We start from the raw sequence: 25,668 nt of genomic DNA, 5'->3' as shown, positions 1-25,668 counted from the left end.
ACCAAGCATTTAAACCCCTCTGATCCCAAGCATTCGTTTTGCTTGCCTGAGTTCAAGACCGGTAATTTCTCAAGACTAGCTGACAGCCTAGAAAGCTGCAGATACGAAAATCTAATTCTGTCTAATGAGGCGTTAAGCATATTTTTGCATGATTTCGAGCAGTCAAACATCGACCGGTTTTTAAAGATTCTAAGTGGTCGTCGATTAATACCGGTGGTTTTTTTCAGGACTGGAGAAGGCTGGACTAACTCTCTTTTCAGACAATGCGTTCTTAATCCAGACAATGATTCTCCAATTAATGCTGTCGGGAAAAGCTTCGAGGATTTTTCGCTATCTGAACGGGTGGTTCAACTTTCCAGTCAGCAAGGCATCGCTGAAGCGGTACATGCGAAATTTCGAGTTGATGACATAATTCAGGTGTCAGATAGTAAGAATTCCGTCCAAGATTTCTTACACTCTATCGGAGTTACTTCGCATGACTGCATTCCACGCATTGAAAAAAACTCTAGCATCTCCAAAAGCCTTTTGCCGATAATCTTAAAGGTGAATACTGCGGGATTTTCTGAAGAGAGCAGGCTTGCCTGGATCGCACTGATTTTAGAAACGTTTGGAGTTCAAAACGTAAACCTTGTCCACTATCGAGTGCTTCTTGAAAATACTGATCACGTTCGGGCTATGAGCGAAGTCGCTAACGATGGATTTTTGCACGATATAATTCCAAATCAACGACTTGCGATCCAAAAACAACTATTAGAGCTTGGCGGACCTGTTAATATAGACAATCCGCGTGGCTTGCGTCAGAGAGTTGCAGATTTTTTCAAAGGTCGATGAAAACTCGATATATTGCTCAAAGCTATTGAAAATGGCACCCGTGGGGCAACGAATGCCATGGTTTGGGGTCAGAATTTCATTACCGGGGCGAAGCCGGTCAAGCAGTATTGGCGCAAGTTATCCGCCGCTGAATTTCGGATGTGAGATTTCTGCGTTTTCGAACCGGCTTCCACCGACGCTGTGCTCCGGCGAGATCACGCTCTTGCGCATGCTTCGGTCCGTGGTCAGCGCGAGGGCTACCAACGAGTTTCTGGTTCGATGTAGTTCCGATGTGCCCATCTCATAGGCATGCTCGGCTGAGCCGGCATGAGTCCAGATCACGACATCATCGGAACCACGTCCATGTAGGACCTCGAAGAGTTGCGATTAGGAAGCCAACCGCTGTAAGCTCACGGCGTCATGCCGCTTGGCTTTGTGCGCTGGCCCCGTTACGGCATCTCATAACCAAAGATGACTGTCGCGGCGAGTGCGATGGCTGACAGGAAGGCCTTGAGGCATCTATCGTATTGGCTTGCCACACGCCTCTAAACTTTCAATCGGTCGAACATAGTCTCGATCCGGTTGCGCCGTGTTTTGCAGCGCTTGTCATATTCACCGGTTTCCACCGCTACTGGCTACCGCCAATTGAACGGCTGTAAAGCGCGCATGGCGGCTGTTCGTGCACCTCGCAGCTTCTGTCAAAATGGGCTCGATGCGGCCATTCTCTGCGGCTTGCATGATTGGCGGGTCGCAGCCCAAAGAAGACATACAACAGCGATGTTTGAGTATTCGGGGAAGTTTAACACAGCTCCTATTTAGGACACCTTTTTGTCAAATAGGGCGGCTTTCTTAATAACTGTGCGGATCTTCCTAAGGCCACACCATACCGGCATCGCCCGAACCGCATGGTACACGACCCACAAAGAAACTCTGTGACTTCTATCGTATGCCCTCTAAACTCCGGTCTTGAGTGTTTCATTAGTTTGCGGGGGGGGCACGAACGCAGGTGGGTGGAAAAAAGGCATCAAGAGAGACTGCTGATTCAGCGTCGTCAAGCTCGCAAAGCAGGGGGCTCAGCGCGGATGATCAGCAGGCTCGCTTTGAAGCCACCGCGCGGATTATGCAGGCGATCTCCGAGACCAAGGATGACATCCAGCCAGTATGCGACTTGATTGTAACGCTGGCAAAAGATCTCTGTGATGCCTTTTTTGCCGGTCTGGTACTCGGGCAAGCAGGGGATGCTCGTCAGCAACTGGTTGCCAGCGTTAATCTACACCCGGATATTCAACAGCTCTGGCTCGACGGCAAATACACGATGGAGCCAGGCAACTCCATCGTGACTGACACCATTCTAAGTGGTGAGACCAGACGCGTTGTCGACATGGGCGACACAGATTTCCATAAATTGGGAGATGAGCGCTTTAAGCTCATTGTCGACACGCATGGGTGCAGGAGCAATCTCTTTGTTCCTTTGAAGGTGGGTGGTAGCGCAATCGGATGCCTGATGTTGGCACGGGATGAGATACGACCTTACTCCGACGATCAGGTGCAGCTGGTTGAAACTTTCGCCGCGCAAGCGGTCATTGCAATTGAAAATGTTCGACAGTTTAGCGAGTTGCAGGTGCGTCTGGCTCGTGAAGGTGCCACGCGTGATGTTCTGGAGACGATCAGTCGGTCTCGGGATGATGAAGCGCCGGTATTTCAGACGATCTTGGAAAACACCGCACGGCTTTGCGAAACAGATGTAGCCACGTTGAGCCTGCTAAATGAGGCAGGAACTCATTTGGAATACGCGGCACATTTTGGCGATCAATTAGCTACTTACAAGGTCGGCGTGGATCGCTGGTCTCTGGACTCAAATTTACAAATCGCTGAGTCCGTGCGGGAAGCACGCATCATTCACAATGTCGATTTGCGCCAGACAGACCACTATATCAACGGGGATCCTTGGCGCCGGCAACTGGTTGATGAGGAAGGTGTTCGTTCGTTTCTGACGGTTCCTTTGATGTCGGCAAATGGTGACCCCGTAGGTGTCATCGGGATTTACCGGCGTGAAGTGCGGCCATTTACTGAAGATGAGATATCTTTGGTCGAGGGCTTTGCGGCCCAGGCTGTGATTGCAATCGACAACACACGTCAAATGAAAGAGCTGCACACCCAGCTGGAACGCCAAGTGGCGACGCAAGAGGTCCTAAGCGTTATCAGCAAAAGCCGGGATAATGATGCGCGGGTCTTTGACGCGGTGCTTCAGCAGGCCACAAGGATATGTGGCGCAGATCAGGCTGCTCTGGTTTTGGTCAATAATGCAGGGACTCACGGGCGGTTGGCCGCGAATTGGGGGCATCAGAAAACTCAATTTGACATCGGGGACGAATGGCCTTTGGACGGTTCGGTAACCGTGGCCGCAGCGATCCGAACTGGCAAGGTTTTTCGCATCGACGATTTGATTGAAACGGATTTTTATCGTTCGGGCGACCCAACAGCGATCATGATGGTCGAAGTTGAAGGCATTCGATCACGCGTAACAGTCCCTTTAATACAAGGCGACCGGGCGATTGGTGCGATCGCGGTTAGCCGCCGCGAAGTCCGCCCGTTTTCTGACCCGGACGTGCAATTCATCGAAGAGTTCGCCAAACACGCAGTCATAGCAATAGAAAACACGCGCCAATTTCGAGAGGTTCAGGAACGACTTGAGCGCGAAAAAGCATCGCGGGAAATCCTCGAAGTCATAAGCCGTAGCCGCGACGACGAAAGACCTGTATTCCAGAGCATTCTCGAAAACTCCAGCCGTCTGTGCAAAGCGCCACTCGCCTTCTTGTGTATCGCTGATCACGAACGCGGGATCGCAACGATCCCAGCCAATATTGGTGCGAGAATCGATTTTGACGAAGCGCTCAAAAATTTTATGGAGCCACTTACACGCACTGAACTAATTGCGATCAAACCATTGATCGATGGCGAGATCATACGCCAGGACGATATCGCGGACGATCCCCTTTACCTCAGGGAACGTGACCCGAAACGGGTTCAGATGGTTGAGATTGAAGGAGCTCGCTCGGTTCTGGCAGTTCCGTTGATGAAGGATGGCACCGGTCTAGGGGTGATCGTGCTTTATCGTCGTGAAGTTGCGCCATTCTCAGACGACGACGTGGCACTGGTCCAAACATTCGCGGCTCAAGCCGTTATCGCAATGGAAAACGTCCGACAGTTTCGCGAAGTTCAGGATCGGACAGCGGAAGTTACGCAGGCTTTGGAATATCAGACCTCTACATCCGAAGTGCTGCGGGTTATTTCGGCGTCACCAAATGAGTTGGCGCCTGTTCTCGATGCTATCCTCAAAGAAGCGTCGCGCATCTGCGAATTGCAGGATGCCTATGTTGCAATGTTGAACCCCGACGATCAGCTTTTTCATGTTCTTGCAATACTTACGCAGGACACGACCTTTGCGGAATATGTCAAAGCGCATCCTATTTCGCCTGATGAAAGCGGTGTAAGCGGGCGTGCCATATTGTCGAAACGCACCATCTATATCGAAGATGTCGAAACCGAGACGTCTTATACTTGGATGGAGGACAGCGGCGTCGGGGAATATCGGTCCGTGCTCGGGGTCCCGTTGGTCAAAAATGGCGAGGTTGTGGGTGTAATTTCGGTCGGGTCAATCGAGGTTTCGGGATTTTCCACCAAGCAGATTCAGTTGTTGGAAACATTTGCAGACCAGGCCACCATCGCCATTACAAATGCCAATCTTTTCCGCGAAGTGGAGGAACGCACCGCGGAAGTTGTGCAATCTCTGGAATACCAAACCGCCACGTCAGACGTGTTGTCGGTCATTTCTCGATCTCCGAACGAGTTGAAACCGGTACTCGACGAAATCTTGAGAGTCGCAAGCCGAATCTGCGACCCAAAATACGCTGCGATTTCGATCCTCAATCCAGAGGACAATCTATACCACACTGACATTATGCTCGATTTTGACAGTGATTTCATGAAGTTCATGCAGGCCAACCCCGTTCCGGCAGGTCATGGGAGCGGAATCGGTCAAACGGCTGCACGAGGGGAAACGGTCTATTACAAGGATACCGAAGCCGACGAATACGAATGGAAAGAGGCTGCGCGTATCGGAAAGTACCGTTCACTTCTGGGTGTCCCGCTAATCAAGGGCGAGTTGGTGGTTGGAGTGATAGTTCTTTGCCACGACAGGGTTGCACCGTTCAATTCAAAGCAAATTTCCCTTTTGGAGACTTTCGCGGCTCAGGCCGTGATCGCGATCAACAACACTCAGTTGTTCGAAGAGGTTCAGGCCCGTACAGCCGAAGTTGAAGAGACGCTGAAGTACCAAACAGCAACTTCTGAAGTGCTGGATGTCATCTCGCGTTCGCCCAACGATCTTCCTCCGGTACTGGATGCAATACTAGAAGTTGCTTCGCGCATCTGCTCTCCTGAGTACGCATTTTTCGCCATGCGGGATAGCAACGATGGGCTTTTCCGCGTTGTCATGTCCCATAACATAAGCGATGCGTTCCTGAAGTTTTTGACTGATAACCCCATCGCTCCTGAAGAAGGGTCGTGCATAGGGCGTGCAGCGCTGCGTGCTAAGACAGTCTATATAGAAGATACGCGCAACGACCCAACGTACACCTGGAAACAAGCCGCCGAAATTGGCGATTATCTTACGACTCTCGGTGTTCCGCTAGTCAAAAATGGGCGTACGCTCGGTGTCATCGTCATGGCGCACAGACAGGCCTCAGCATTTAGCAAAAAACAGATCAGCCTGTTGGAAACTTTCGCGTCTCAGGCGTTGATAGCTATCAACAACACGCAATTGTTTGAGGAAGTACAATCGCGTACGGCAGAAATCGAAGAGTCGTTAGAGTATCAAAAGGCAACGAGCGAGGTGCTCGAAGTCATTTCCCGATCTCCAGACGCACTGGAGCCTGTTCTGGAAGCGTTGCTGGCTGTTTCGTCTCGCATCTGCCGCCTTCAGGATGCTTTTGTGGCGCTGAAGAAACCCGACGATGGTAGGTATCATTTTTTTGCCGGGCACAACCTGTCAGACGAATTTACCGAATTCCTGAAATCGCATCCGTTTGAACCAGGAGAGACTTCTGCGACGGCTCGGGCGCTCCTTCGTGGGCAGGCTGACTATGTCGAGGATACACAAGCGGACCCCAATTATGACCCAGTTCTGAAATCTAAACTTGATGGTTATCGATCCGTGCTTTCCGTGCCGTTGATACGCGATGGTGTCACAATCGGAGTCATCAGCATGGGCAGCCGAATAACTGCGGCTTTCGACGAGAAACAAATCAAGCAAATGGAGACATTTGCGTCACAGGCGATCATCGCTATTCAGAACTCGCAGCTTTTCAATGACACGCAAACCGCGCTTGCCCGCCAAACTGCCAGTGCAGATGTGCTGCGGGTAATTTCTGAATCCCCGACCGATACCAAACCCGTGTTCGAGAAGATTGTTGGACTGGCGACGACGCTGATAGATTGCGACCTGGCAATTGCTATTCAAGCCAACAAAACCGAAATTTGGCAGGTAGCTGTCGCAACGCCAGAAGGTGTGGAAAAAGTTGAGTGGACGGATCGGCTTCCGATTGACCCCGAAGACAACCTGCCGTCCTGGGCAATCAAAAGCGGCAAGACGCTACACATGCCAAATTGGCGCTACGATGAACTACCGCGACGCGACAAGAAGATATTTCGCGAGAAGGGCTTTAAATCGTCTTTGATGGTGCCCTTGATGCGCGGAAAAGACTGTTTCGGCAACTTGGTCTTTATTCGAAAGACGTCCAAGGTTTTTACTGAAGACGAAATTTCCATTGCCGAGTCATTTGCCGATCAGGCCATAATCGCGCTGGAAAATGTACGCCTGTTCAATGAAACTCAGTCTTCCTTGGCCCGTCAAACTGCGAGTGCTGATGTATTGCGGGTGATCAGCCAATCGCCCACGGATACAACGCCTGTTTTTGAGGTGATCGTAGATTCCGCGACACGGCTCGTTTCGTGCGACATGGCCGGTGCGGCGTTGTCGGATGAGAGTTTCTGGTGGCAAGTGGCTTTGGCCTCACCCAAAGGGCTGATACGTGATTTCGGAAGAACCCGGCACCCGCTAGATACGCAAGACAATTTTCTGTCGTCGGTATTGCTGTCTGGAAAAACCATGCATGTGCATGATTTGTCGTCGGGTGGCCTGCCGCGGTTGGCAAAGAAGCTTCACGAAGAAAGCGGGTTTGAAGCTTTCCTTGGCGTGCCATTGTTGCGCGGAGGCAAATGTCTGGGCGGCCTCTATTTCATCAGGAAATCCAAAACACCCTTCTCGGATGACGATATTGCAATGGCCGAGTCCTTTGCCGATCAATCTGTTATTGCGATCGAGAACGTACGCCTTTTCCGCGAAGCTGAAGAAGCGCGCGAGGTTGCTGAAACTGCCAACGAAGCAAAAAGCGCATTTCTGGCCACCATGTCGCATGAGATCCGCACGCCCATGAATGCCGTAATCGGGATGAGCGGCCTGTTGATGGACACAGAGTTGGATGCAGAGCAAAGCGACTATGCAAACACCATCCGCGATAGTGGTGACGCGCTGTTGGGTATCATCAACGAGATCCTCGACTTCTCGAAAATTGAAGCCGGGCAGATGGATATCGAAAATCATCCGTTCGACCTGCGCGAATGCATAGAAAGCGCTCTCGACTTAGTCAGTGGCAAAGCCGCTGAGAAACAACTCGATTTAGCCTATGAATTCGATGACGCGCTACCACTGGCGATTAGCGCGGATCTGACCAGATTGCGGCAAATTCTGCTGAACCTGCTTTCTAACGCAGTGAAGTTCACCGAAAGCGGCGAAGTGGTTCTGTCTGTTGAACAATCCGCCGAGGTACAGGGATCGCTCGAACTAACGTTCAAAGTCCGAGACACTGGAATCGGCCTATCCCAAAAGGGCATGAGCCGATTATTTCAGTCTTTCAGTCAGGCAGATAGTTCAACGACCAGAAAATATGGCGGCACTGGTCTGGGTCTTGCGATCTCGAAACGCCTAGCAGAACTCATGGGCGGGACCATGTGGGCTGAAAGCGATGGCGAGGGGAGCGGTTCCACATTTGTTTTCAAAATCCAGGCGAAACCTGCAAAGCCAGTTAAGTCTTCTTCCCGCAATCTTGTCGGCGTTCAGCCTGAACTCGAAGGCAAGCGAATTTTGATGGTGGACGACAATGCCACTAATCGTAAAATCCTTGCGATTCAAACTGAGAAATGGGGCACGCAGACCACGACGTGTGGATCTCCGTCAGAGGCGCTGAGCATACTTGAACAAGGCGTCGAGTTCGATTTGGCCATTCTCGACATGCATATGCCTGACATGGATGGAGAAGAGCTCGCAAAAAGGGTTCGCGCCAAGAAACCGGGCTTGCCACTCATCCTTTTCAGTTCACTTGGCCCGCGCGATATAGACCTTGAGGATGAGCTCTTCGCCGCCAACCTTGCCAAACCTCTGCGCCAATCCCACCTGTTCGATACTCTGGTCACATTGTTCGCGACTGAAAAGGTGCGCGTAGAGCCGTCCAAACCTCAGGGCAAACCACAAACAGATCCGGATATGGCCACACGACATCCGCTGCGGATTTTGCTGGCCGAAGATAATTTGGTGAACCAGAAACTTGCGCTGCGACTGCTGGAACAGATGGGCTATCGCGCTGATTTGGCCAACAACGGCGTTGAAGCGGTCGAAAGCGTCAACCGGCAAACATATGATGTCGTTTTCATGGATGTGCAAATGCCCGAGATGGACGGGCTTGAAGCATCTCGTCGTATCAACAAAGCGCAACCGGATGGCAGTCGCCCTCGTATAATCGCGATGACCGCGAACGCTATGCAGGGCGACCGTGAGATGTGCCTGAAAGCAGGGATGGACGACTATATCACTAAGCCGATCCGCGTACCGGTCCTAATTGAAGCCCTGTTAAATTCCCCCAGAATAAGAAGGTGACCCATGACAGACAGCCCGATTGATCATGAAATCTTCTTGGAGCTGAAAGACGCTACAGGCGAAGATTTCGTAGCCGAGCTTGTGAACATCTTTCTTGACGAAGCGCCTGGCATGATTGACGAATTGAAAGCGGCTGCGGGCGCGGCTGATGCCGACCGATACCGCCGTGCTGCGCACTCCATTAAGTCGAATGCCAATACCTTTGGGGCGATTGCTCTCGCCGAACGGGCCAGGAAAATCGAGCTCGGTGAGCTGCCTGAAGCCGGAGACCTTACTGACGCGACGGCGCTGGAAACCGACCTTACCATTGCTGCAGCCGCTTTACGGAGCCTGATTGATGTCTGACGCCCCGGGTCATTTGCTCATCGTTGATGACAACAAGGTGAACCGCTTGCTTTTGTCGCGCAGCGTAGAGCTTTCGGGTCACCAGGCATCGGTCGCGGAAAACGGCCGGGTTGCGATGGAGATGTTGTCTAACCAGCCGTTCGACTTGCTGCTACTGGATATTGAAATGCCAGAAATGGACGGCTTCCAAGTTCTGGAGGCCGTCAAATCGGACATTGATTTGCGCGATCTGCCGGTAATAGTGACGTCATCTGTTGAGGGTCTCGACAACGTCGTGCGTTGCATTGAATTGGGTGCCGAAGACTACCTGCCAAAGCCTGTTAATAAGACACTACTTAGTGCGCGTGTCTCCAGCTGCCTTGAAAAGAAAAGGCTCAGGGACGAACAGAAGCGCCTGCTAGAGCGCTTTGCAACAACTGAGGTTGCACAAGACCTACAAGAGTCCGGCTTTGCCATAGGCGGCAAGCGTGCCAATGCTTCGGTCCTCTTCTGTGACATTCGCGGTTTCACGACTTTGTCTGAAAATCTCGCTCCAGAGGAAACAATTGACCTGCTCAACACTTTTTACACGTTGATGTTCGAGGCTGTTACCAGCAATGGCGGAATTGTCAGCCTGATGCTGGGAGACGGTTTGATGGCTCTTTTCGGAGTTCCGCAGCCGCTGTCCAACTCCGCGCAAAGTGCGGTGGCGGCAGGGCATGAAATGCACAACATGATTGAGATATTAAATCTCGAAAGGCGCTCAGAAGGGAAAAGTGACCTAAAAATCGGCATCGGAATAGCGACTGGCGAAGTCGTCGCCGGCTATGCCGGTACGGACAATCGAGCGACGTATACTTGTATTGGATCCACTGTAAATCTCGCTGCTCGCCTCGAGGCAGAAACGCAGAAAACCGGAAGCCGTATATTGATTGATCAAGAAACCTTCGATCTGTTGGAAGGGGCAAATGTGTTGGAGACATTTGGTAGAACAATGATCAAGGGTTTCTCCGATCCATTCGATATCCATGCGCTATGACCATTCAGGCAACCTGGCAAGCGCAACAACATCGGGTGTAGTTGCGCTTGTGGCTTTGCTTTTAGCCCGATGATTTTCATATGTGGCTCAGTGATTGGAGACTAGATATTGTCAGACTTTGCAAAGTTCGCTTTCTGCGCATTGTAGTCATTGGGTCATCACGCAGCATCGGTCAAAAGGGCTCGACTCGGTCATTCGACTATTATTACCAGATGCCTGCTTTTTTGCGCTAAGCTGCCATTATTCCACTGGACTTGTGCGCCAGACAGAGCGGTACTGTCTGTGTCGCGACGCAGCTGGTGCTGTGTGCCGCCTTCTCCGCCCGGGCTTCCGGGCTCTGCTCAGTAGCAGGATCACTTCCGACCTGCATCAACCAGATGGAGAAGATCAATGACACAATCATCGAAACCAAAAACCAAGAAAGCGCAGCTCATCCAGATGCTGACCCGCAAAGCCGGGGCGGATGTCGCTACGATCAGCGAGAAGCTCGGCTGGCAGTCGCACACGACGCGGGCGGCACTGACAGGCCTGCGCAAGGCGGGCTTCGAGATCTCCGCTGAGAAACCGGGGCAGGGGAAATCTCTTTGCTACCGCATCACGGCCCAGCCGGCGGATGCCGCCTGATGGCGGACAATACGGACATGGCCGCGCGCTGGGCAGACCTTGGTCAGATGGATCGGGCGGAACTGCGCGTGGCCTGGGCGGAGGCGTTTGGCGACGCCCCGCCACACTTCCTGTCAATGATCTTCATGCGCAAGGCGCTGATCTGGCACGCGCAATGTCGGGCCTTCGGCGGGCTGTCATCGGACGTCAAACGCGCCCTGAAATCCGCTGCAGGAGGCAAGCAGGTCAGAGCGTCGGCACCTGTGATCAAGCCTGGAACTCAGCTCGTGCGAGAGTGGAACGGCAGGCGGTACCAGGTCGAGGTCAGAGACGACGGGTTCGTGATGAATGGCGATCATTACAAATCCCTGTCCGCCATCGCACTGCAGATCACCGGCACCACCTGGTCCGGGCCGCGGTTCTTCGGCCTGAACGGCAGGGCAGGGACGGACGCGTGAAGAAGATCCGCTGCGCCATCTATACTCGCAAGAGCTCTGAAGAGGGGCTGGAGCAAGAGTTCAATTCTCTCGATGCCCAGTACGAGGCCTGCGCTGCCTACATCGCCAGCCAAAAAGCGGAAGGCTGGGTGCTGTTGCCGGAACGGTACGACGATGGCGGTCTCTCGGGCGGCAGCATGGAACGGCCTGGACTGCAGCGCTTGCTCGCTGACATTGACCGGGGTGCCGTAGATCAGATCCTTGTCTACAAGATCGACCGCCTCACGCGCTCGCTGGCGGACTTTGCCAAGATGGTCGAACGGCTGGATGCGGCGGGAACGTCGTTCGTCTCGGTCACGCAGTCGTTCAATACGGCGACCAGCATGGGGCGGCTGACACTGAACATGCTGCTGTCTTTCGCCCAGTTCGAACGCGAAGTGACGGCCGAGCGCATCCGCGACAAGATCGCGGCCTCGAAAAAGAAGGGGCTCTGGATGGGCGCAACGGTGCCACTGGGATATGCCGCCGACGGTCGGTCCCTGAAGATCGCCGAGCCGGACGCCGAGGTGATCCGCACGATCTACGATCTGTACCTCGAGCATCACAACACGCGCGTCGTCAAAGAAACGGTTGATGCGCTTGGCCTGAAGACTCCGGTCAGAACACTGATCTCGGGCCGGGTGAAAGGTGGTGCGCTGTTCAGCTACGGGCACATCCATTACATCCTGACCAACCCTGTTTATGCTGGCCGCATCCGGCACCATGCAATAGTCTATCCCGGCCAGCACCCGCCGCTGATCGACCCTGAGGTCTGGGACAGTATCCAGGATCAGCTCAGATCCGATGCGTTGAAAGGTCGAACGTTCACAAAACGCAACCGGACTGGTGCGAAGGCGTCGGGTTCGCCGCTGGCCGGCAAGATCTTCGATCAGACTGGGGATCGTCTGACGCCAAGCCATTCGAAGACGGCGAAGGGTCGCAAACTTAGATACTATGTATCGCATCGGCTGGTCCGCGGAACGGCGCCTCGTGATCCATCAGGCTGGCGGTTGCCGGCACCAGAGTTGGAAGAAAAAGTAGCAGGCCTCATCCGACGACATCTGGCTCAACCAGAGGTCCGTGCGAGTATCTTGTGTGACGCGACCGCCGATGAAACCGTCGGGGTGGGAGCCCGCTTGTCCGAATTGTTCGACAGCGGCGCTGCCGCTGTCAAAGATGCACTGCGCCACTGCCTTAAACTCATCGACCGCATCGATATCGCGCCCGGCGACATTCGCATCACCTTGTCAGGCGAGCATCTCGCAAATCATCTCGATGTGGATGCGGCACGCATCGTGGAAGATCTGCTGACCGTCACCTCAACGTTCCAGCACCGCAAGCGGGGCGTGGAAACCAGACTGATCATCGGCGACGCGCAGCCGGAGATCGATGCAACCCTGCTGCGCAACGTCGCCCGCGCGCATCGGTACTTCGATCTGGTCCGCTCGGGCAAAACCTTTGCTGAGATCGCCATCGCAGAAGGCGTATCGAAACGCCGCGTTCAGCAAGTCATCGAACTGGTCTTCCTGGCACCGGATGTTATCAGAGCCATCCGCGAAGGTCGGCAGCCCGTTGGCATGACATCTGACCGCTTGATCAGACATTCCTTCTCACCGATCTGGACAGAGCAGCGCAACGCCTTCGCGGCGCTGTAAGTCACTGCATAACAATCAATTCTTGCGGCTGCGGTGCTGATGGTCGCCGGCTTCGGCTTCCGGCAATATACCGCTGGGTTGTGTCCGCTCGAATGGCAATGCCACTACCATCATATTTGTCCAAACTGCTACCGCGGAAATGGCGATTCCAGACTTTTGAGGGAAACGGGCAGGATATCGCAGATCTGTCGGTCTGGGGTAAATTTATACCTCTAAAGGCGCCCGAAACTGCGCGATGAAATGCAAAAATATTCATTATATCAATGACTTAGTGGGTGGTGGCTGGGCTGGTAGGATTCGAACTTCCAGTACATCTTTTGATGGTACCGAAATAGAGGCGTAATATCAAAGAGTTACGAGCCACTTTACATCGTTTCGGTCTGGGCGGTAGCAGTTTAACCCGGAACAGGCGAAAATACCGGAATGTCACATCTGGTTCACACTGACCATTGTAGCGGTGAAAATAGAGGGTGGCGATGCTTGATGATTGGCGATCGGCAGACCTGCTTAAATCTCGCCGTCTGGAATGCGATGCTACCACCATCAAATTCGCCCAAACTGCTACCGCGGAAATGGCGATTCCAGACTTTTCAGGGAAACGGGCAGAAAATCGTAGATCTTTCGGTCTGGGGTATTTTTATACCTCTAAAGCTACCCGAAACTACGGGCTGAAAATAGAAAATCTGCATTATATCAATTACTTAGGAGGTGGTGGCTGGGGTGGTAGGATTCGAACCTACGATACACGGTACCAAAAACCGCTGCCTTACCACTTGGCTACACCCCAACGGTGAGCGGCTATCTACGATTGTTGATGGCAGGGTTCAAGAGCGTTTTGCAAAAAAAGCGAGCGCCGTAAATTTTTTTTGAAGGCCCCTCATTTGGTATCGATCAACACCGCTCCAGTACGGTTGCCTTCTTGTACCAGCGCATGGGCCGCAGCGCATTCTTCCAACGTAAAGACCTTGTGAACGGGGCAGATCAAAGCGCCATCAGTCAGTGCCTTGTGTAATGTCTTTATTGCGGCGGCGCGCAAGTCCGCGGGCAGCAGGTAGATCAGAACCGCTTCGAGCGTCACGGCCTTGAACATCATGGGTCCAAAGGGAAAGACAGGTGTCATATTCCGGGCAGATCCATATGCGTTGATACGGCCGTTTTCGGCGATGACGGCAATGTTGGTGGCAAGGTTCTGTCCAAATTCGACATCGACGATTCGACCGATTGCATGCCCATCATTTGCATCGAGGATCTGATCCGAAAGGTGTTCACCGGTGTAGTCGAGCACGACATCCGCACCAGCTGCCTTGACCCGGTCAAAGTTGCGGGCGCTGGCCGTTGCGATCACTTTGGCTCCGGCCCATTTGGCAAGCTGCACAGCCAGATACCCGACGGTGCCCGCCCCGCCATGGATCAATATGGTTTGCCCGCCCGGTGCGCCGCCCGAGAACACCGCATGGCTTGCGGTTAGGCCCGGAATTCCAAGAATTGCCCCGGTTTCAAGTGACACTGTCTCGGGCAGTTCGACAGCCTGAGATTCGGGCAGGGTGATGTGGCTGGCAGCTGTACCAAATGCGCGCTGCCATTGCCCGTTCCAAATCCACACGCGCCGGCCAATCCGCGCCGCGGGTACTCCATCGCCAACCGCTGTGATGACTCCAGCCCCGTCGCTGTGCGGAACGATCAGCGGAAACGGGGGTTCCGTGACACCCGGCCGGGTTCCCGCACGGGCCTTGATATCCGAGGGGTTTACGCCGGAATAGGACAACTCGACCGTGACTTCACCTGGTTCAGGCTGGATCAGGGGAATATCCTGTATACGCAAGACATCGACAGCGTCTCCGAAGGCTGAATAAGTGACTGCGCGCATAGCGTCCTCCATTTAGGTCGAGTTAAGCGGCGATTGGGCCGGTAACTCAAACACCTTGTCGCGCTTTTTCAGGGCGATGCGCAACCGCGGATACCGGAATTCGTCTTTCGCCTATTCCCGAATTTCGGAAGGATCGACGCCCCAAAGGTTCGATTTCAATGTCCAGCCACGGTATCCGCCAGCGGTGATCCGGCACCAGTCCTGCGAACAGGTTCCAAGGCGCGCCACTACTCCGGTCTCGAAATGAGCGTTCACGGGCGAGGCTGGATCGGGGCGGGCATAAACAGGCAGCATCTCGGATTCGATCAGCACCGTTCGAACGCCAGACAACAAGGCATAGTGAACCCAGCCACCCGCGCCGTCGCGGTCCTGAACCTTGCGCCAGTTTCCGTATTCGGCGGTGACCTGCAGCGGCATGCCGCGCCGTTTGAATACCCAGTCGATTCGGTGGGTTAGGGATGGTCCGCGTCGCACGTTGCCTTCGGCTGCCTTCATCGAAACATAGCGGGGCAGGGGTAGGTTGGTGACCGAACCGCGTTTGACCTCGGCATGTGCGGCACAGACACCGAACATGACCAGAAATACGGAAACTGCCGCCAGAGATCGGCGTTTTACAGGTAGAATGCCACTCACTGACTGCCCGCTCTTATGCCTGTTGATCCGGTTTTGAAAAAAGGTCGACTCAATGCCATTGGGGTTCTTGTGCCCCGCCTTATCCTGCGCCACGATGCCATGGCGCGCGTCCGTTTGCAAAGTAGTGGGAGAGCCGAGGTGCCAAGAGAACGTTTAAGTGTTGTTGTTACGCGACGGTTGCCTGAGGCAGTAGAAACCCGGTTAAGCGAATTGTTTAACGTGCGCCTGCGCGACGACGACACCCCAATGACGCGTGAGGAATTAGTAGCAGCGGTGCAGGATGCCGATGTGCTGGTGCCCACGGTGACCGATACCATTGATGGCGGGCTATTGGGTCAGGCGGGTGAAAAGTTGCGGCTGATCGCCAATTACGGGGCTGGTGTCGACAATATCGATGTGGCGACGGCGCGGCAGCGCGGCATATTGGTGTCCAACACGCCCGGCGTGCTGACCGACGACACGGCAGATATGACCATGGCCCTGATTCTCGCTGTGACACGGCGCATTCCCGAAGGGTTGAGCGTCATGCAGCAAGGCGACTGGACCGGGTGGGCACCCACCGCGTTTCTGGGTGGTCGCATTGGCGGGCGGCGACTGGGAATTCTGGGTATGGGCCGGATCGGACAGGCCGTGGCCCGCCGCGCCAAGGCGTTTGGTATGCAGATCCATTATCACAACCGCCGCCGATTGCGCCCAGAGATTGAGCAAGAACTGGAGGCGACCTATTGGGAAAGTCTGGATCAGATGGTGGCGCGTATGGATGTGATATCGATCAACTGTCCATCGACGCCGTCGACCTTCCACCTGATGAACGCGCGCCGCCTGAAGCTAATGAAACCCTCGGCAGTGATCGTAAATACTTCGCGGGGTGAGGTTATTGACGAGAACGCTTTGACCCGGATGATCCGTACGGGGGAAATTGCGGGCGCGGGGCTGGATGTCTACGAACAGGGAACCAGTGTGAACCCGCGCTTGCGGCAATTGCCCAACGTGGTTCTACTGCCGCATATGGGGTCGGCCACGTTGGAGGGCCGGGTTGAGATGGGTGAAAAGGTCATCATCAACATCAAAACCTTCGAAGATGGCCACCGCCCACCGGATCAGGTTGTGCCTGCGATGCTCTGACGCGTCGGAAAGGATCATGGATGGGCGTGTTTGAAGGGGGATGCCGCTGTGGAAATCTGCGCGTCAAGGCCGCGGGCCGTCCTCTTCGCGTCGGGATTTGTCATTGTCTGGACTGCCGCAAACACCATGGCGCGTTGTTCTATGCGGCAGCCATTTTCCCGGCGGATGCGGTTAGGATAATCGGCAAGGCAAAAAGCTATTCCGACCGGTACTTTTGCCCTGATTGCGGATCTCCGGTATTTGCCCGAAGCGGTGCCGAAGTCGAAGTGCATTTGGGGAGCCTTGATGCGCCTGACCAATTCACACCGACATATGAATGCTGGACCACCCGGCGCGAGGCGTGGCTGCCCGAATTCACCGGAATGACCCGCTATGATCAGGATCGTCGCGCCGAAGAAACCGAACCATAGCGGATATGGCGAAACTTCGCTGTGATAACACGCTGCCATGCCTGATCATTGCAGAGGGGGCAAAATCCTTACAGGATTGAAAATAAAGATTGTATTGGAGGGTTAGAACAGATGAGACATGTTTCAGCACTGTTGTTTACTACCGCACTTACTATTTCGACACCGGGGTTCGCGCAGGAAACAGCCGATGCTGTTGCACCCGAAGCCGCGACAGAAGGGCAGGTTCAGGCGATGACCGACGAGGTTATTGCGGCCCTCGAAGCCAAGCTTGAGGGAGTTCCGGTCACATCCGAAAACTGGATGATAGCTGCGGCCAATCCGCTGGCGGTGGAGGCCGGGGCCAAAGTGCTGCGCGCGGGCGGGTCTGCCGCGGATGCGATGGTGGCCGTGCAGGTCGTGCTGGGGCTGGTCGAGCCGCAATCCTCTGGTCTGGGCGGGGGTGCGTTTCTGGTTTGGTACGACGCGGCCAGCGGGCAAATGACGACGCTGGACGGCCGCGAAACAGCACCGCTTGCCGCAACCCCGACGCTCTTTCAGGACGAAAACGGCGAGCCGCTGAAATTCTTCGATGCGGTGGTGGGCGGATTGTCGGTGGGTACACCGGGTACGCCTGCACTGCTGGAAGAGGCGCACCGAAGATGGGGGCGCGCGTCCTGGCCCGGGTTGTTTGCCGATGGCATCCGATTGGCGGATGAAGGGTTTCTGGTGTCCCCGCGTCTGGCCAGCCTTGTTGAAAACGATGCTGACCGCCTGTCGCGCTTTCCGGAAACAGCCGCATATTTCCTGCCTGATGGTAAGCCGTTGCAGCAGGGACAGCGTTTGATGAACCCCGACTATGCCGAAACATTGCGCGTGTTGGCCAGCGATGGCGTTGCGGGGTTTTACGGAGGTGAGATCGCTGCGGATATTGTGCGAACAGTCCGAAACGCCCCCGGAAATCCCGGCGTTCTTGCGGGGGCGGATCTGGCGCTCTACCAGGTGATCGAACGTGAACCGGTCTGTGCCGATTACCGCGCCTACGATGTTTGCGGCATGGGCCCGCCGTCGTCGGGTGCCCTGACCGTCGGGCAGATTCTGGGGATGCTGAACAGCTATGATCTTGCAGCAATGGGCGCCGAAAGTGCCGAGGCATGGCGCCTGATCGGCGATGCTTCGCGCCTCGCCTTTGCGGATCGTGGGCGGTACATGGCCGATAGCGATTTCATACCCATGCCCACCATGGGGCTGGTTGATCCGGGTTACTTGTCCCAGCGGGCGGCGTTGCTGGAAAGCGAAGTGGCCTTGTCCGAGGTTGCACCGGGTAAACCGGAATTTGACCATGCTTTGATTTGGGCTGACGACGTGTCGCTGGAACTGCCGTCAACCTCGCATATCTCGATCGTGGACAGCTATGGCAATGTGTTGTCGATGACGACGACGATCGAGAATGGTTTTGGGTCGCGCCTGATGACAAACGGGTTCCTGCTGAACAACGAGCTTACAGATTTCTCGTTCAAGACACACAGCGACGGCGTGCCGATTGCCAACCGGCTGGAGCCCGGCAAGCGTCCGCGCTCATCCATGAGCCCGACTATCGTGTTGCAGGATGGTGAGCCGGTTCTGGCTATCGGGTCTCCGGGCGGCAGCCGGATTATCGGCTATGTCGCCAAGTCCATCATCGCCTGGGCCGATTGGGGAATGGATGTGCAGCAAGCGGTTTCCCTGCCTCATCTGGTCAACCGGTTCGGAACATATGATGTCGAGGTTGCGACTTTGGCAGAAGGATTTACGGACGCGCTTGCTCAGCTGGGTTTCGAAGTCAACGCGCGCGACCTGACTTCGGGGCTGCACGCCATCGAAATCGGTGACAGGCTGAGCGGTGGTGCCGACCCGCGCCGCGAAGGGATTGCGCTGGGCGAATAGGCCCTCGGTATTTGTGGGGATTGCCTGCTTTTAACGGGCCTTTTAGTCATAGGCTGAAAGGCCCAAAACGTTTTTGGGGCTGGGGAGGATGACAATGGTACAGGCAACCGTATTACCAAGGAATGAAGCTGGTATTGAAACCGTAATAGGCATTCTCAAGCAGCGCTTTGGCGACAGGTTGCAAACGGGTGCCGCTGTCCGTGAACAACACGGGCACACCACGACCTGGATCGAAAACCAAAGCCCCGATGCCGTGGTTTTCCCGCATTCGACGCAAGAGGTTTCGGACATCGTCAAAACTTGTGCGGCGCACCGGGTGCCAGTGATCCCGTTCGGAACAGGAACATCGCTGGAAGGGCATGTAAATGCGCCGGCGGGGGGAATCTCGGTCGATCTGACACAGATGGACAGTGTGCTTGCAGTTCATGCCGAGGATCTGGATTGTGTCGTGCAGCCCGGTGTCACGCGCGAAGCGTTGAATAAACACTTGCGCGATCTGGGCCTGTTCTTTCCGATTGATCCCGGGGCGAATGCGTCGCTGGGTGGGATGGCCGCTACCCGCGCGTCGGGCACCAATGCAGTGCGCTATGGGACGATGAAAGACAACGTTCTCAGCCTTGAAGCCGTAATGCCAGACGGTCAGATCATTCGTACCGGGCACCGGGCCAAGAAATCTTCAGCCGGCTATGATCTGGCCCGTCTTCTGATCGGGGCGGAAGGCACGTTGGGAATCATCACCGAGCTGACATTGCGGTTGCAGGGTATCCCCGAAGCGATCAGTTCGGCCCGGTGTTCCTTTCCGACCGTTGACGCCGCGTGCCGTGCGGTGATGATGACAATTCAGTACGGCATCCCGGTTGCCCGGATCGAGTTGCTGGACGAGTTGTCGGTTCAGGCCGCCAACGCCTATTCCGGGCTGAGTCTGCCGGATACACCATTGTTGTTGCTGGAATTTCACGGCTCGGAAAGCGGTGCCGTAGAGCAGGCTGAAACCTTTGGTCAGATCGCCGAAGAGTTTGGTGGCACAGATTTTGCAGCAACTTCGACCACCGAAGAACGGAACAAACTTTGGCAGGCACGGCACGATATGTATTGGGCGTGTCTGCAATTGCGCCCCGGTGCGCGGGGCATCTCGACCGATGTCTGCGTACCGATCTCGCGTTTGGCCGAGTGTGTGACCGAAACGCAGAAAAAAGCTGCTGGCCTCGGCTTGTTGGCGCCCATCGTGGGCCATGTGGGGGACGGCAATTTCCATACGCTGCTGCTGATCGACATGGAAAACGTTGAAGAAGTTGCCAAGGCCGAGGCGTTTGTCGGCTGGCTGAACGACATGGCGATATCCATGGAAGGCACATGTACCGGTGAACATGGCATCGGGCAGGGAAAGCGGCCTTATCTGACCAGGGAACTGGGCGCCGCCACGCGGTACATGGCAGCGATCAAGGCCGCGCTGGACCCAGACAACATCATGAATCCTGGCAAGATCTTGTCGGACGACACGTAGCCGTATTCGCCTCTGTTCCGTGTTTACGCCCTCAAAACGTCCACATGTTCTGGTTTCACGGGGTTGAGGACAGAGGATGGGCGACATGAGCGCAAAATATCTGGCGAGGTTTGTAGCCATCTGCGGGTTGGCCGTTGCAGGGTTGGACTATGTTCAGCAAGCAAAAGCATCGGAAAATGGTCTGGGCATGAAGGAATATCTTGCCTCGGTATCCTCGCGTGTCGGTCTTTCTGACGGCTGGTTCGCGGCAGAGGCGCAGGCTTCGCCATCACGGGAACCGGCGGTGAAGAATCCCTCGGAAGAAATTGGCAAAATGGTCTGCGTCTCGGTCGGAACAAGCAAACGCTGCCGCTCCAGTGGTTGAGGGCAGCGGTGCGGCGAATGAAATGCGACCCGCTTTCGATATTCGGGTCGTTTTTTTCATATCACTGGTCGGATGAATGTCGCGCTATCCCCCTTAAGTACGCCATATGGTGTCAACTGATTTCAAGGGGAGACGCCCGGTTATGAAAACCCAAGTCAAAGCATTGGTCGTAGGCGGCGGCGCCGTTGGGACCTCGATTGTCTATCACCTGGCCAAAGCGGGCTGGGACGATGTGATGTTGATCGAACGGGACGAGCTGACGTCCGGGTCCACCTGGCACGCCGCGGGCCTGTTGCCGCTGTTCAACATGTCCTATGCGACGACCCATATCCACAAGTATTCGGTGGATTTCTACAAGACGCTTGAGGAAGAAACCGGCCTGAATGCAGGCTTCGCGGTTGTGGGCAACCTGCGCATGGCACAGACGCAAGAGCGTATGGACGAATACATGCTCTATGCCTCGACCGCCGAAACCTGTGATGTGAAATACGAATGGCTGACCCCGGACCAGATCAAGGAACGCTGGCCGCTGATCGAGACATCGGATCTGAAGGGCGCGATCTATCACACCGAGGACGGTTATATTAACCCTGCCGATGTGACCCAGGCGATGGCCAAGGGGGCCCGCCAGCGCGGGGTTGAGATCGTGCGCAAGATGCAGGCTGACGCGTTCCACTGGAACGGCACGCACTGGGAAGTGACCTGCACCAAGATGGTTGAAAAGGGCGGCAACCTGGTGCCTTCCGACGAGCAGGTCGTGATCACCGCCGAACATGTTGTGACCGCGTCGGGCAACCACGCGCAGCGCACCGCCAAGATGCTGGGCATCAAGATGCCTGCCATCCCGGTGGAACATACCTTTATCGTCATGGACAAAGACCCCGAGTTGGTCAAATGGCGCGAAGCAGGCAACCCCGAGCACCCCGTTGTCCGCGATGCCGACAACGAATCCTATGCGCGTGAAGAACGCGGTGGCTGGATTCTGGGTATCTATGAACACGGCGCCCCCGCGCAGTTCGAATTCGGTGTGCCGGACAGCTTTCGCGCCGACCTGTTCCCGCTGGATCTGGACCGGATCGCCGAGCAGTACATGGCAATGGCCGAGCGCGTGCCGTCCTGTGCCGAATCCGGCCTGAAGGATGATTTCAACGGCCCGATCTGCTATACACCGGATGGCAATCCGCTGGTTGGTCCGGCTCCGGGTTTGCGTAACATGTGGCTGGCCGAAGGTTTCAGCTTTGGCATCACCGCTGCGGGCGGGACCGGCTATTATCTGGCACAGATGATGGTCGATGGCGAAGCCGAGATCGACATGGCCTCGCTGGACCCCAAGCGTTACAGCAGCAACTGGATGACCACCGAGTTCGCGGCGCGTAAGAATGAAGAATGCTATGAGCATGTCTACATCCTGCACCACCCGGATGAAGAGCGTGAAGCCTGCCGTCCGCTGCGCACCGTTCCGGCCTATGATCGCCAGAAAGCACGCGGTGCTCAATTCGGCTGGGTGAATGGCTGGGAACGCCCGAACTATTTCGGCCCGCTGGACGCGCCCGAGAATTTCGACAAGGAAGCACGCTCGTTCCGTCGTGGCGGCTGGTGGCAGTACGCCGTCGAAGAAGCCAAAGCGATCCGCGAAGGTGTTGGCATGATCGACGCGTCGGCCTTCACCAAGCATGTCGTCAAAGGCCCCGGTGCCACCCAATTCTTGGATTGGTTCACCTGCAACAAGCTGCCCAAGGTCGGTCGTATCAACCTGACCTACGCGCTGACCTCGCACGGCACCACCCGCACCGAATACACCATCGTCCGCAATGGCGAGAACAACTACTACATCGTCTCTGCCGGTGCATGGACCGAGTACGACGCCGACTACCTGCGTAAAGCAGCCGAGGACAAGATGGGGGAGTTCGGTTACATCGAAATCCAGGACGTGACCACGCAATGGGGCGTCTTCGCTATCGCCGGACCCAAGTCGCGTGATGTTCTGAAAGAAGTCATCAAGGACGCCGACCCGGAAACCGCGCTGTCCAACAAACGCTTCCCGTGGCTGTCGGCCCGTCAGATCGAGCTGGGCATGTGCCCGGTCAACGCGATCCGCGTGGCATACACCGGCGAGCTGGGCTGGGAACTGCACCATCCGATCGAGATGCAGAACTACCTGTTCGATTTGCTGGAAAAGGCCGGTGAGAAGCACGGCATGAAGCTGGTTGGTGCCCGTGCCCAGAACTGGCTGCGTCAGGAGAAATCTTACCGCGCCTTTGGCACCGAACTGGGCCGCGATGCGACCCCGTTGGAAGCCGACCTGCCGCGCTTTGTCGACCTGTCCAAGGACTTCCACGGCAAGGCCAAGCTGGAGGAGACCGGTGTGCGCGTCAAGTGCTGCACCTTGCTGATCGACGGTCCGGCCGATGCCGACCCGTGGGGCCGCGAGGCGCTGTATACGCCGGAAGGCGAGCGTGTAGGTCGTCTGACCTCGGGCGGCTATTCGGTCGCGTTCGAGAAGTCGATCGGGATGGGCTATGTGAAGCCTGATCTGGCGGTCGAAGGCACCAAGCTGAAGGTCAAGATGCAGGACAAGCTGTGGGATGCTGTCGTGACATGCGACAGCCCCTATGATCCGAAAAACGAAACCATCCGCAAGGACGGTTGATCAATCTAAGGCCCCGGAATTTCCGGGGCCTTTTCTGTTGGTTACGCGGATAGTTCGTCGAAACATTCCAACGCCTTGGCAGCATACATCATGGCTGGTCCACCACCCATCTGAATGGCCATACCCAAAACGTCGGACACCTCTTCGCGTGTTGCGCCCGCTTTGACCAACGCATCGGTATGCAGGGTAATGCAGGGCTCGCAGCGGAGCGACACCGACATGCCCAACGCTAAAAATTCCTTTGTTTTATAGTCGAGCGTTCCGCCTTCCTTCACAGCCTTCCCAAGTGCGCCGAATGCGCGCGACGTGTCGGGAATGGCCCCGTTGAGATTGCGCAAACTTGTACGAGTTGCCGAGAGCTTTTCTTGCCAAGCCATTTTGAGTGCCTTTTTCATATAAGATAACGGGAATATGTGCGGGCAGTGGTAAGTTGACCTTGATCTCGATCAGTTGGCAGGGCGCTCGGAAACAAATGCAAGGTTATTTGCGGGCATGTCGATGGTTTTCAGCACGCGCAACCCTACCTGCTGGAACAGGCCAAGCATATCTTTGTCGTTCTTGTAGCCAATGTCGGGATCTTGTCCGATCAGAGCCTCGTGAAACCTTTTGTCCCCGTCGCTTGTCAATTGGCCCGAGCGTTTGAATGGGCCGTACAAAACGAACCTCCCATTTTCAGTCAGGGACTGAGCGATTTCGGCGAAAATGGTTCTGGTGTCATGCCAACTGATCAAATGTATCAGGTTGATCAAGACGATCAGGTCCTGCGGTGGGAAGCGCGCATGCCAGCCCGAATTCGTTGCGTCCAAATGTTCGGCGCTTTCCACGTTGGGTAAGGCGCTGGCATAGGCGTCGATGCTATTGCGGCGTTCAGGGTCAGGTTCGGTGGGATGCCACGTCAGATCGGGCAGCAAATCAGCAAACGCACAGACATGCTGACCGGTTCCGCTTGCAATCTCCAGTGCGTGCCCGCGGCGCGGTGCCCAGTCTTGTAGCACCGCACAAAGCGCATCGGAGTTCCGAGTTGCTGCCGGGGCAACAAGTTTACCATCCTCCCCCACGTTGGCGACACTCGCAGAGGGCGGTAGATAGCGTTTGATCATCTGTTCAACCTGTTTGGGGTCAGCGACTTGACACTGTCAGGATCCAGCACCGGCGTGTTTCCAACCACCAGATCACACAACAACTGCGAAGCCGCTGGTGCTGTTTGGAAACCATACCCGCCTTGACCCGCAGACCAGATAAACGACGGGTCAATCGGGTCGGGCCCAAGCACCAAGGTTCCGTCCGGTGCGAAACTGCGCAATCCGGCCCAGTTCGTTTCGACCCGTGTTACTGCCTCGGTCATCAATTCTTCGTAGCGCGCCAGACCTTCGGCCAGCACCATGTCGTCGGCATAGGCGTCCTGAGGTGGTACGGGGTCGGCTTCGGCAGGCGAAACAAGCAGCTTGCCCGCGTCCGGTTTGGCGTACCATGTTTCGCCTGTGCCCAGCATCATGGGCCATCCGGATACATCATGGCCTCCGGGGGCGGGCAGCCGCGCCATTGATCGGCGGCGAGGAGAGATGCCGATAGGTGGTACCCCGGCAAGCATGGCGATTTCGTCCACCCATGCACCGGCCGCATTCACCAGGTTGCGGGCTTCGAAGATCTGCCCGGCCTCGACCAGCCAATGCCGCTCTTTTCGAATGCCGGTTACTTTGCTTTTTGTTGCAACGGTTCCACCGTTCTTGCGAATGGTCCGCGCGAAATCCTGCAACAGACGATCAGTATCGATGTCAAATGCGGCTTCACTGATTGCCGCGAAACCCACCTTGGCCGGGTTCAGGATCGGAACGCTCGAAACCGCCTGAACCATCGAAATTCTTTCCATGTTCAGGTCTACGCGGTCGGCTTCGAAAACTTCGCTTTGGTCAAACGAACCGATCAGCATCAGTCCGCGCGGGGTCAGGTACCCACCGTCTTGCGTGCGCAAGAATTCCGCTCCAGCCCTGTTCAGCGCCACCACGGACGGCGGACCATAGCTTTCTTCAAACAGGGCTGCCGAGCGACCCGACGCGTGATACCCCAAGGCGTCTTCGGCCTCTAAAACCATCACGGTTCCATGTTGCGACAAGCGCGCTCCGGCGCTCAACCCGGCAATTCCGCCCCCGATGACGAGGAAATCGATCATTATTTGTGTTCCTTCCGCAGCAGGTTCGCCACAAGTTTTCTGGGTTTCATTTAGCTTTTTGGGTCAAGCATTTGGCATTCCGAAGATTCTCCAAAATATATGCAGCCTTGAATTTGGGCTTCAACCCGGTCAAAGAAGTATCA

The 25,668-nt window shown here is 55.5% G+C and carries 18 protein-coding genes, 1 tRNA gene and 1 pseudogene; 13 read left to right on the top strand and 7 right to left on the bottom strand.

Features of this window, described 5'->3' with window-relative positions:
• Positions 1 to 831: hypothetical protein (locus ACR0ID_RS07245; RefSeq protein ID WP_480604595.1), on the top strand; the 831-nt coding region annotated here is incomplete at its 5' end.
• Positions 832 to 1,259: 428 nt separating this feature from the next.
• Here the strand turns inward: ACR0ID_RS07245 and ACR0ID_RS07240 are convergent.
• Positions 1,260 to 1,424, bottom strand: a pseudogene (locus ACR0ID_RS07240) (IS5/IS1182 family transposase); the annotation flags it as partial.
• Between the two features lie 392 nt (positions 1,425 to 1,816).
• On the opposite strand from ACR0ID_RS07240, the gene ACR0ID_RS07235 reads away from it, so the two are divergent.
• The 6 genes from ACR0ID_RS07235 (at position 1,817) to ACR0ID_RS07210 (ending at position 12,900) form a co-directional block, all read left to right on the top strand.
• Positions 1,817 to 8,803, top strand: a complete 6,987-nt coding sequence (locus ACR0ID_RS07235; RefSeq protein WP_480604593.1) for a GAF domain-containing protein — start codon at positions 1,817 to 1,819, stop codon at positions 8,801 to 8,803.
• Between the two features lie 3 nt (positions 8,804 to 8,806).
• Positions 8,807 to 9,148 (top strand): Hpt domain-containing protein, encoded by a 342-nt coding sequence (locus ACR0ID_RS07230; protein WP_480604591.1) that lies wholly within the window; start codon positions 8,807 to 8,809, stop codon positions 9,146 to 9,148.
• Positions 9,141 to 10,166 (top strand): adenylate/guanylate cyclase domain-containing protein, encoded by a 1,026-nt coding sequence (locus ACR0ID_RS07225; protein WP_480604590.1) that lies wholly within the window; start codon positions 9,141 to 9,143, stop codon positions 10,164 to 10,166. The genes ACR0ID_RS07230 and ACR0ID_RS07225 overlap by 8 nt, the downstream gene beginning before the upstream one ends.
• 390 nt (positions 10,167 to 10,556) lie before the next feature.
• The gene (locus ACR0ID_RS07220) at positions 10,557 to 10,790 is read left to right on the top strand and encodes a DUF3489 domain-containing protein (RefSeq protein WP_170601775.1); all 234 of its coding nucleotides are present in this window, start codon (positions 10,557 to 10,559) and stop codon (positions 10,788 to 10,790) included.
• A complete protein-coding gene (locus ACR0ID_RS07215; protein ID WP_170601773.1) occupies positions 10,790 to 11,227 on the top strand; it encodes a DUF2924 domain-containing protein in 438 nt (145 codons plus the stop codon). The genes ACR0ID_RS07220 and ACR0ID_RS07215 overlap by 1 nt, the downstream gene beginning before the upstream one ends.
• The gene (locus ACR0ID_RS07210) at positions 11,224 to 12,900 is read left to right on the top strand and encodes a recombinase family protein (RefSeq protein WP_480604588.1); all 1,677 of its coding nucleotides are present in this window, start codon (positions 11,224 to 11,226) and stop codon (positions 12,898 to 12,900) included. Before ACR0ID_RS07215 ends, ACR0ID_RS07210 begins: the two co-directional genes overlap by 4 nt.
• 712 nt (positions 12,901 to 13,612) lie before the next feature.
• On the opposite strand, the gene ACR0ID_RS07205 is transcribed toward ACR0ID_RS07210, so the two are convergent.
• The 3 genes from ACR0ID_RS07205 to ACR0ID_RS07195 form a co-directional block, all read right to left on the bottom strand.
• A tRNA-Gln gene (locus ACR0ID_RS07205) sits at positions 13,613 to 13,687 on the bottom strand.
• 90 nt (positions 13,688 to 13,777) lie between these two features.
• Entirely contained in the window at positions 13,778 to 14,767 is a 990-nt protein-coding gene (locus tag ACR0ID_RS07200; RefSeq protein WP_480604587.1) for an NADPH:quinone reductase, read from the bottom strand.
• A 111-nt stretch (positions 14,768 to 14,878) separates the two neighbouring features.
• Positions 14,879 to 15,340, bottom strand: a complete 462-nt coding sequence (locus ACR0ID_RS07195) for an SH3 domain-containing protein (RefSeq protein ID WP_480554140.1) — start codon at positions 15,338 to 15,340, stop codon at positions 14,879 to 14,881.
• Between the two features lie 198 nt (positions 15,341 to 15,538).
• Between ACR0ID_RS07195 and ACR0ID_RS07190 the strand changes: the two genes are divergently transcribed.
• The 6 genes from ACR0ID_RS07190 (at position 15,539) to ACR0ID_RS07165 (ending at position 23,355) form a co-directional block, all read left to right on the top strand.
• Entirely contained in the window at positions 15,539 to 16,525 is a 987-nt protein-coding gene (locus tag ACR0ID_RS07190; protein WP_480476914.1) for a 2-hydroxyacid dehydrogenase, read from the top strand.
• 20 nt (positions 16,526 to 16,545) lie between these two features.
• Entirely contained in the window at positions 16,546 to 16,935 is a 390-nt protein-coding gene (locus ACR0ID_RS07185) for a GFA family protein (protein WP_480516110.1), read from the top strand.
• Positions 16,936 to 17,046: 111 nt separating this feature from the next.
• On the top strand, positions 17,047 to 18,837 hold the full coding sequence (ggt, locus tag ACR0ID_RS07180) for a gamma-glutamyltransferase (RefSeq protein ID WP_480604585.1): 1,791 nt from the start codon (positions 17,047 to 17,049) through the stop codon (positions 18,835 to 18,837).
• 94 nt (positions 18,838 to 18,931) lie between these two features.
• Complete coding sequence (locus ACR0ID_RS07175; protein WP_480516114.1) at positions 18,932 to 20,341, top strand: FAD-binding oxidoreductase; 1,410 nt, start codon at positions 18,932 to 18,934, stop codon at positions 20,339 to 20,341.
• 85 nt (positions 20,342 to 20,426) lie between these two features.
• Entirely contained in the window at positions 20,427 to 20,705 is a 279-nt protein-coding gene (locus ACR0ID_RS07170) for a hypothetical protein (protein WP_480516116.1), read from the top strand.
• Positions 20,706 to 20,847: 142 nt separating this feature from the next.
• Entirely contained in the window at positions 20,848 to 23,355 is a 2,508-nt protein-coding gene (locus ACR0ID_RS07165; protein WP_480604584.1) for a GcvT family protein, read from the top strand.
• Positions 23,356 to 23,396: 41 nt separating this feature from the next.
• Here ACR0ID_RS07165 and ACR0ID_RS07160 read toward each other — a convergent pair whose 3' ends face one another.
• From ACR0ID_RS07160 to ACR0ID_RS07150, 3 genes are all read right to left on the bottom strand, one after another.
• Positions 23,397 to 23,732: a carboxymuconolactone decarboxylase family protein gene (locus ACR0ID_RS07160; protein WP_480604599.1), complete on the bottom strand. Its 336-nt coding sequence runs from the start codon at positions 23,730 to 23,732 to the stop codon at positions 23,397 to 23,399.
• A 69-nt stretch (positions 23,733 to 23,801) separates the two neighbouring features.
• Positions 23,802 to 24,455 (bottom strand): DUF938 domain-containing protein, encoded by a 654-nt coding sequence (locus tag ACR0ID_RS07155; protein ID WP_480604583.1) that lies wholly within the window; start codon positions 24,453 to 24,455, stop codon positions 23,802 to 23,804.
• On the bottom strand, positions 24,452 to 25,525 hold the full coding sequence (locus tag ACR0ID_RS07150; protein WP_480516120.1) for an NAD(P)/FAD-dependent oxidoreductase: 1,074 nt from the start codon (positions 25,523 to 25,525) through the stop codon (positions 24,452 to 24,454). Before ACR0ID_RS07150 ends, ACR0ID_RS07155 begins: the two co-directional genes overlap by 4 nt.
• Between the last annotated feature and the right edge of the window lie 143 nt (positions 25,526 to 25,668).

Source organism: Ruegeria sp. AL2 (assembly GCF_056540845.1).
The sequence above is the reverse complement of the archived record's forward strand: the minus strand, read 5'-3'. Positions and strand labels throughout refer to the sequence as shown.

Coding starts and splice junctions, on each gene's coding strand:
- ACR0ID_RS07170 (WP_480516116.1), top strand. CDS start 20,427: ATGAGCGCAAAATATCTGGCGAGGTTTGTAGCCATCTGCGGGTTGGCC.
- ggt (WP_480604585.1), top strand. CDS start 17,047: ATGAGACATGTTTCAGCACTGTTGTTTACTACCGCACTTACTATTTCG.
- ACR0ID_RS07230 (WP_480604591.1), top strand. CDS start 8,807: ATGACAGACAGCCCGATTGATCATGAAATCTTCTTGGAGCTGAAAGAC.
- ACR0ID_RS07150 (WP_480516120.1), bottom strand. CDS start 25,525: ATGATCGATTTCCTCGTCATCGGGGGCGGAATTGCCGGGTTGAGCGCC.
- ACR0ID_RS07165 (WP_480604584.1), top strand. CDS start 20,848: ATGAAAACCCAAGTCAAAGCATTGGTCGTAGGCGGCGGCGCCGTTGGG.
- ACR0ID_RS07225 (WP_480604590.1), top strand. CDS start 9,141: ATGTCTGACGCCCCGGGTCATTTGCTCATCGTTGATGACAACAAGGTG.
- ACR0ID_RS07195 (WP_480554140.1), bottom strand. CDS start 15,340: ATGTTCGGTGTCTGTGCCGCACATGCCGAGGTCAAACGCGGTTCGGTC.
- ACR0ID_RS07175 (WP_480516114.1), top strand. CDS start 18,932: ATGGTACAGGCAACCGTATTACCAAGGAATGAAGCTGGTATTGAAACC.
- ACR0ID_RS07160 (WP_480604599.1), bottom strand. CDS start 23,732: ATGGCTTGGCAAGAAAAGCTCTCGGCAACTCGTACAAGTTTGCGCAAT.
- ACR0ID_RS07155 (WP_480604583.1), bottom strand. CDS start 24,455: ATGATCAAACGCTATCTACCGCCCTCTGCGAGTGTCGCCAACGTGGGG.
- ACR0ID_RS07215 (WP_170601773.1), top strand. CDS start 10,790: ATGGCGGACAATACGGACATGGCCGCGCGCTGGGCAGACCTTGGTCAG.
- ACR0ID_RS07185 (WP_480516110.1), top strand. CDS start 16,546: ATGGGCGTGTTTGAAGGGGGATGCCGCTGTGGAAATCTGCGCGTCAAG.
- ACR0ID_RS07220 (WP_170601775.1), top strand. CDS start 10,557: ATGACACAATCATCGAAACCAAAAACCAAGAAAGCGCAGCTCATCCAG.
- ACR0ID_RS07200 (WP_480604587.1), bottom strand. CDS start 14,767: ATGCGCGCAGTCACTTATTCAGCCTTCGGAGACGCTGTCGATGTCTTG.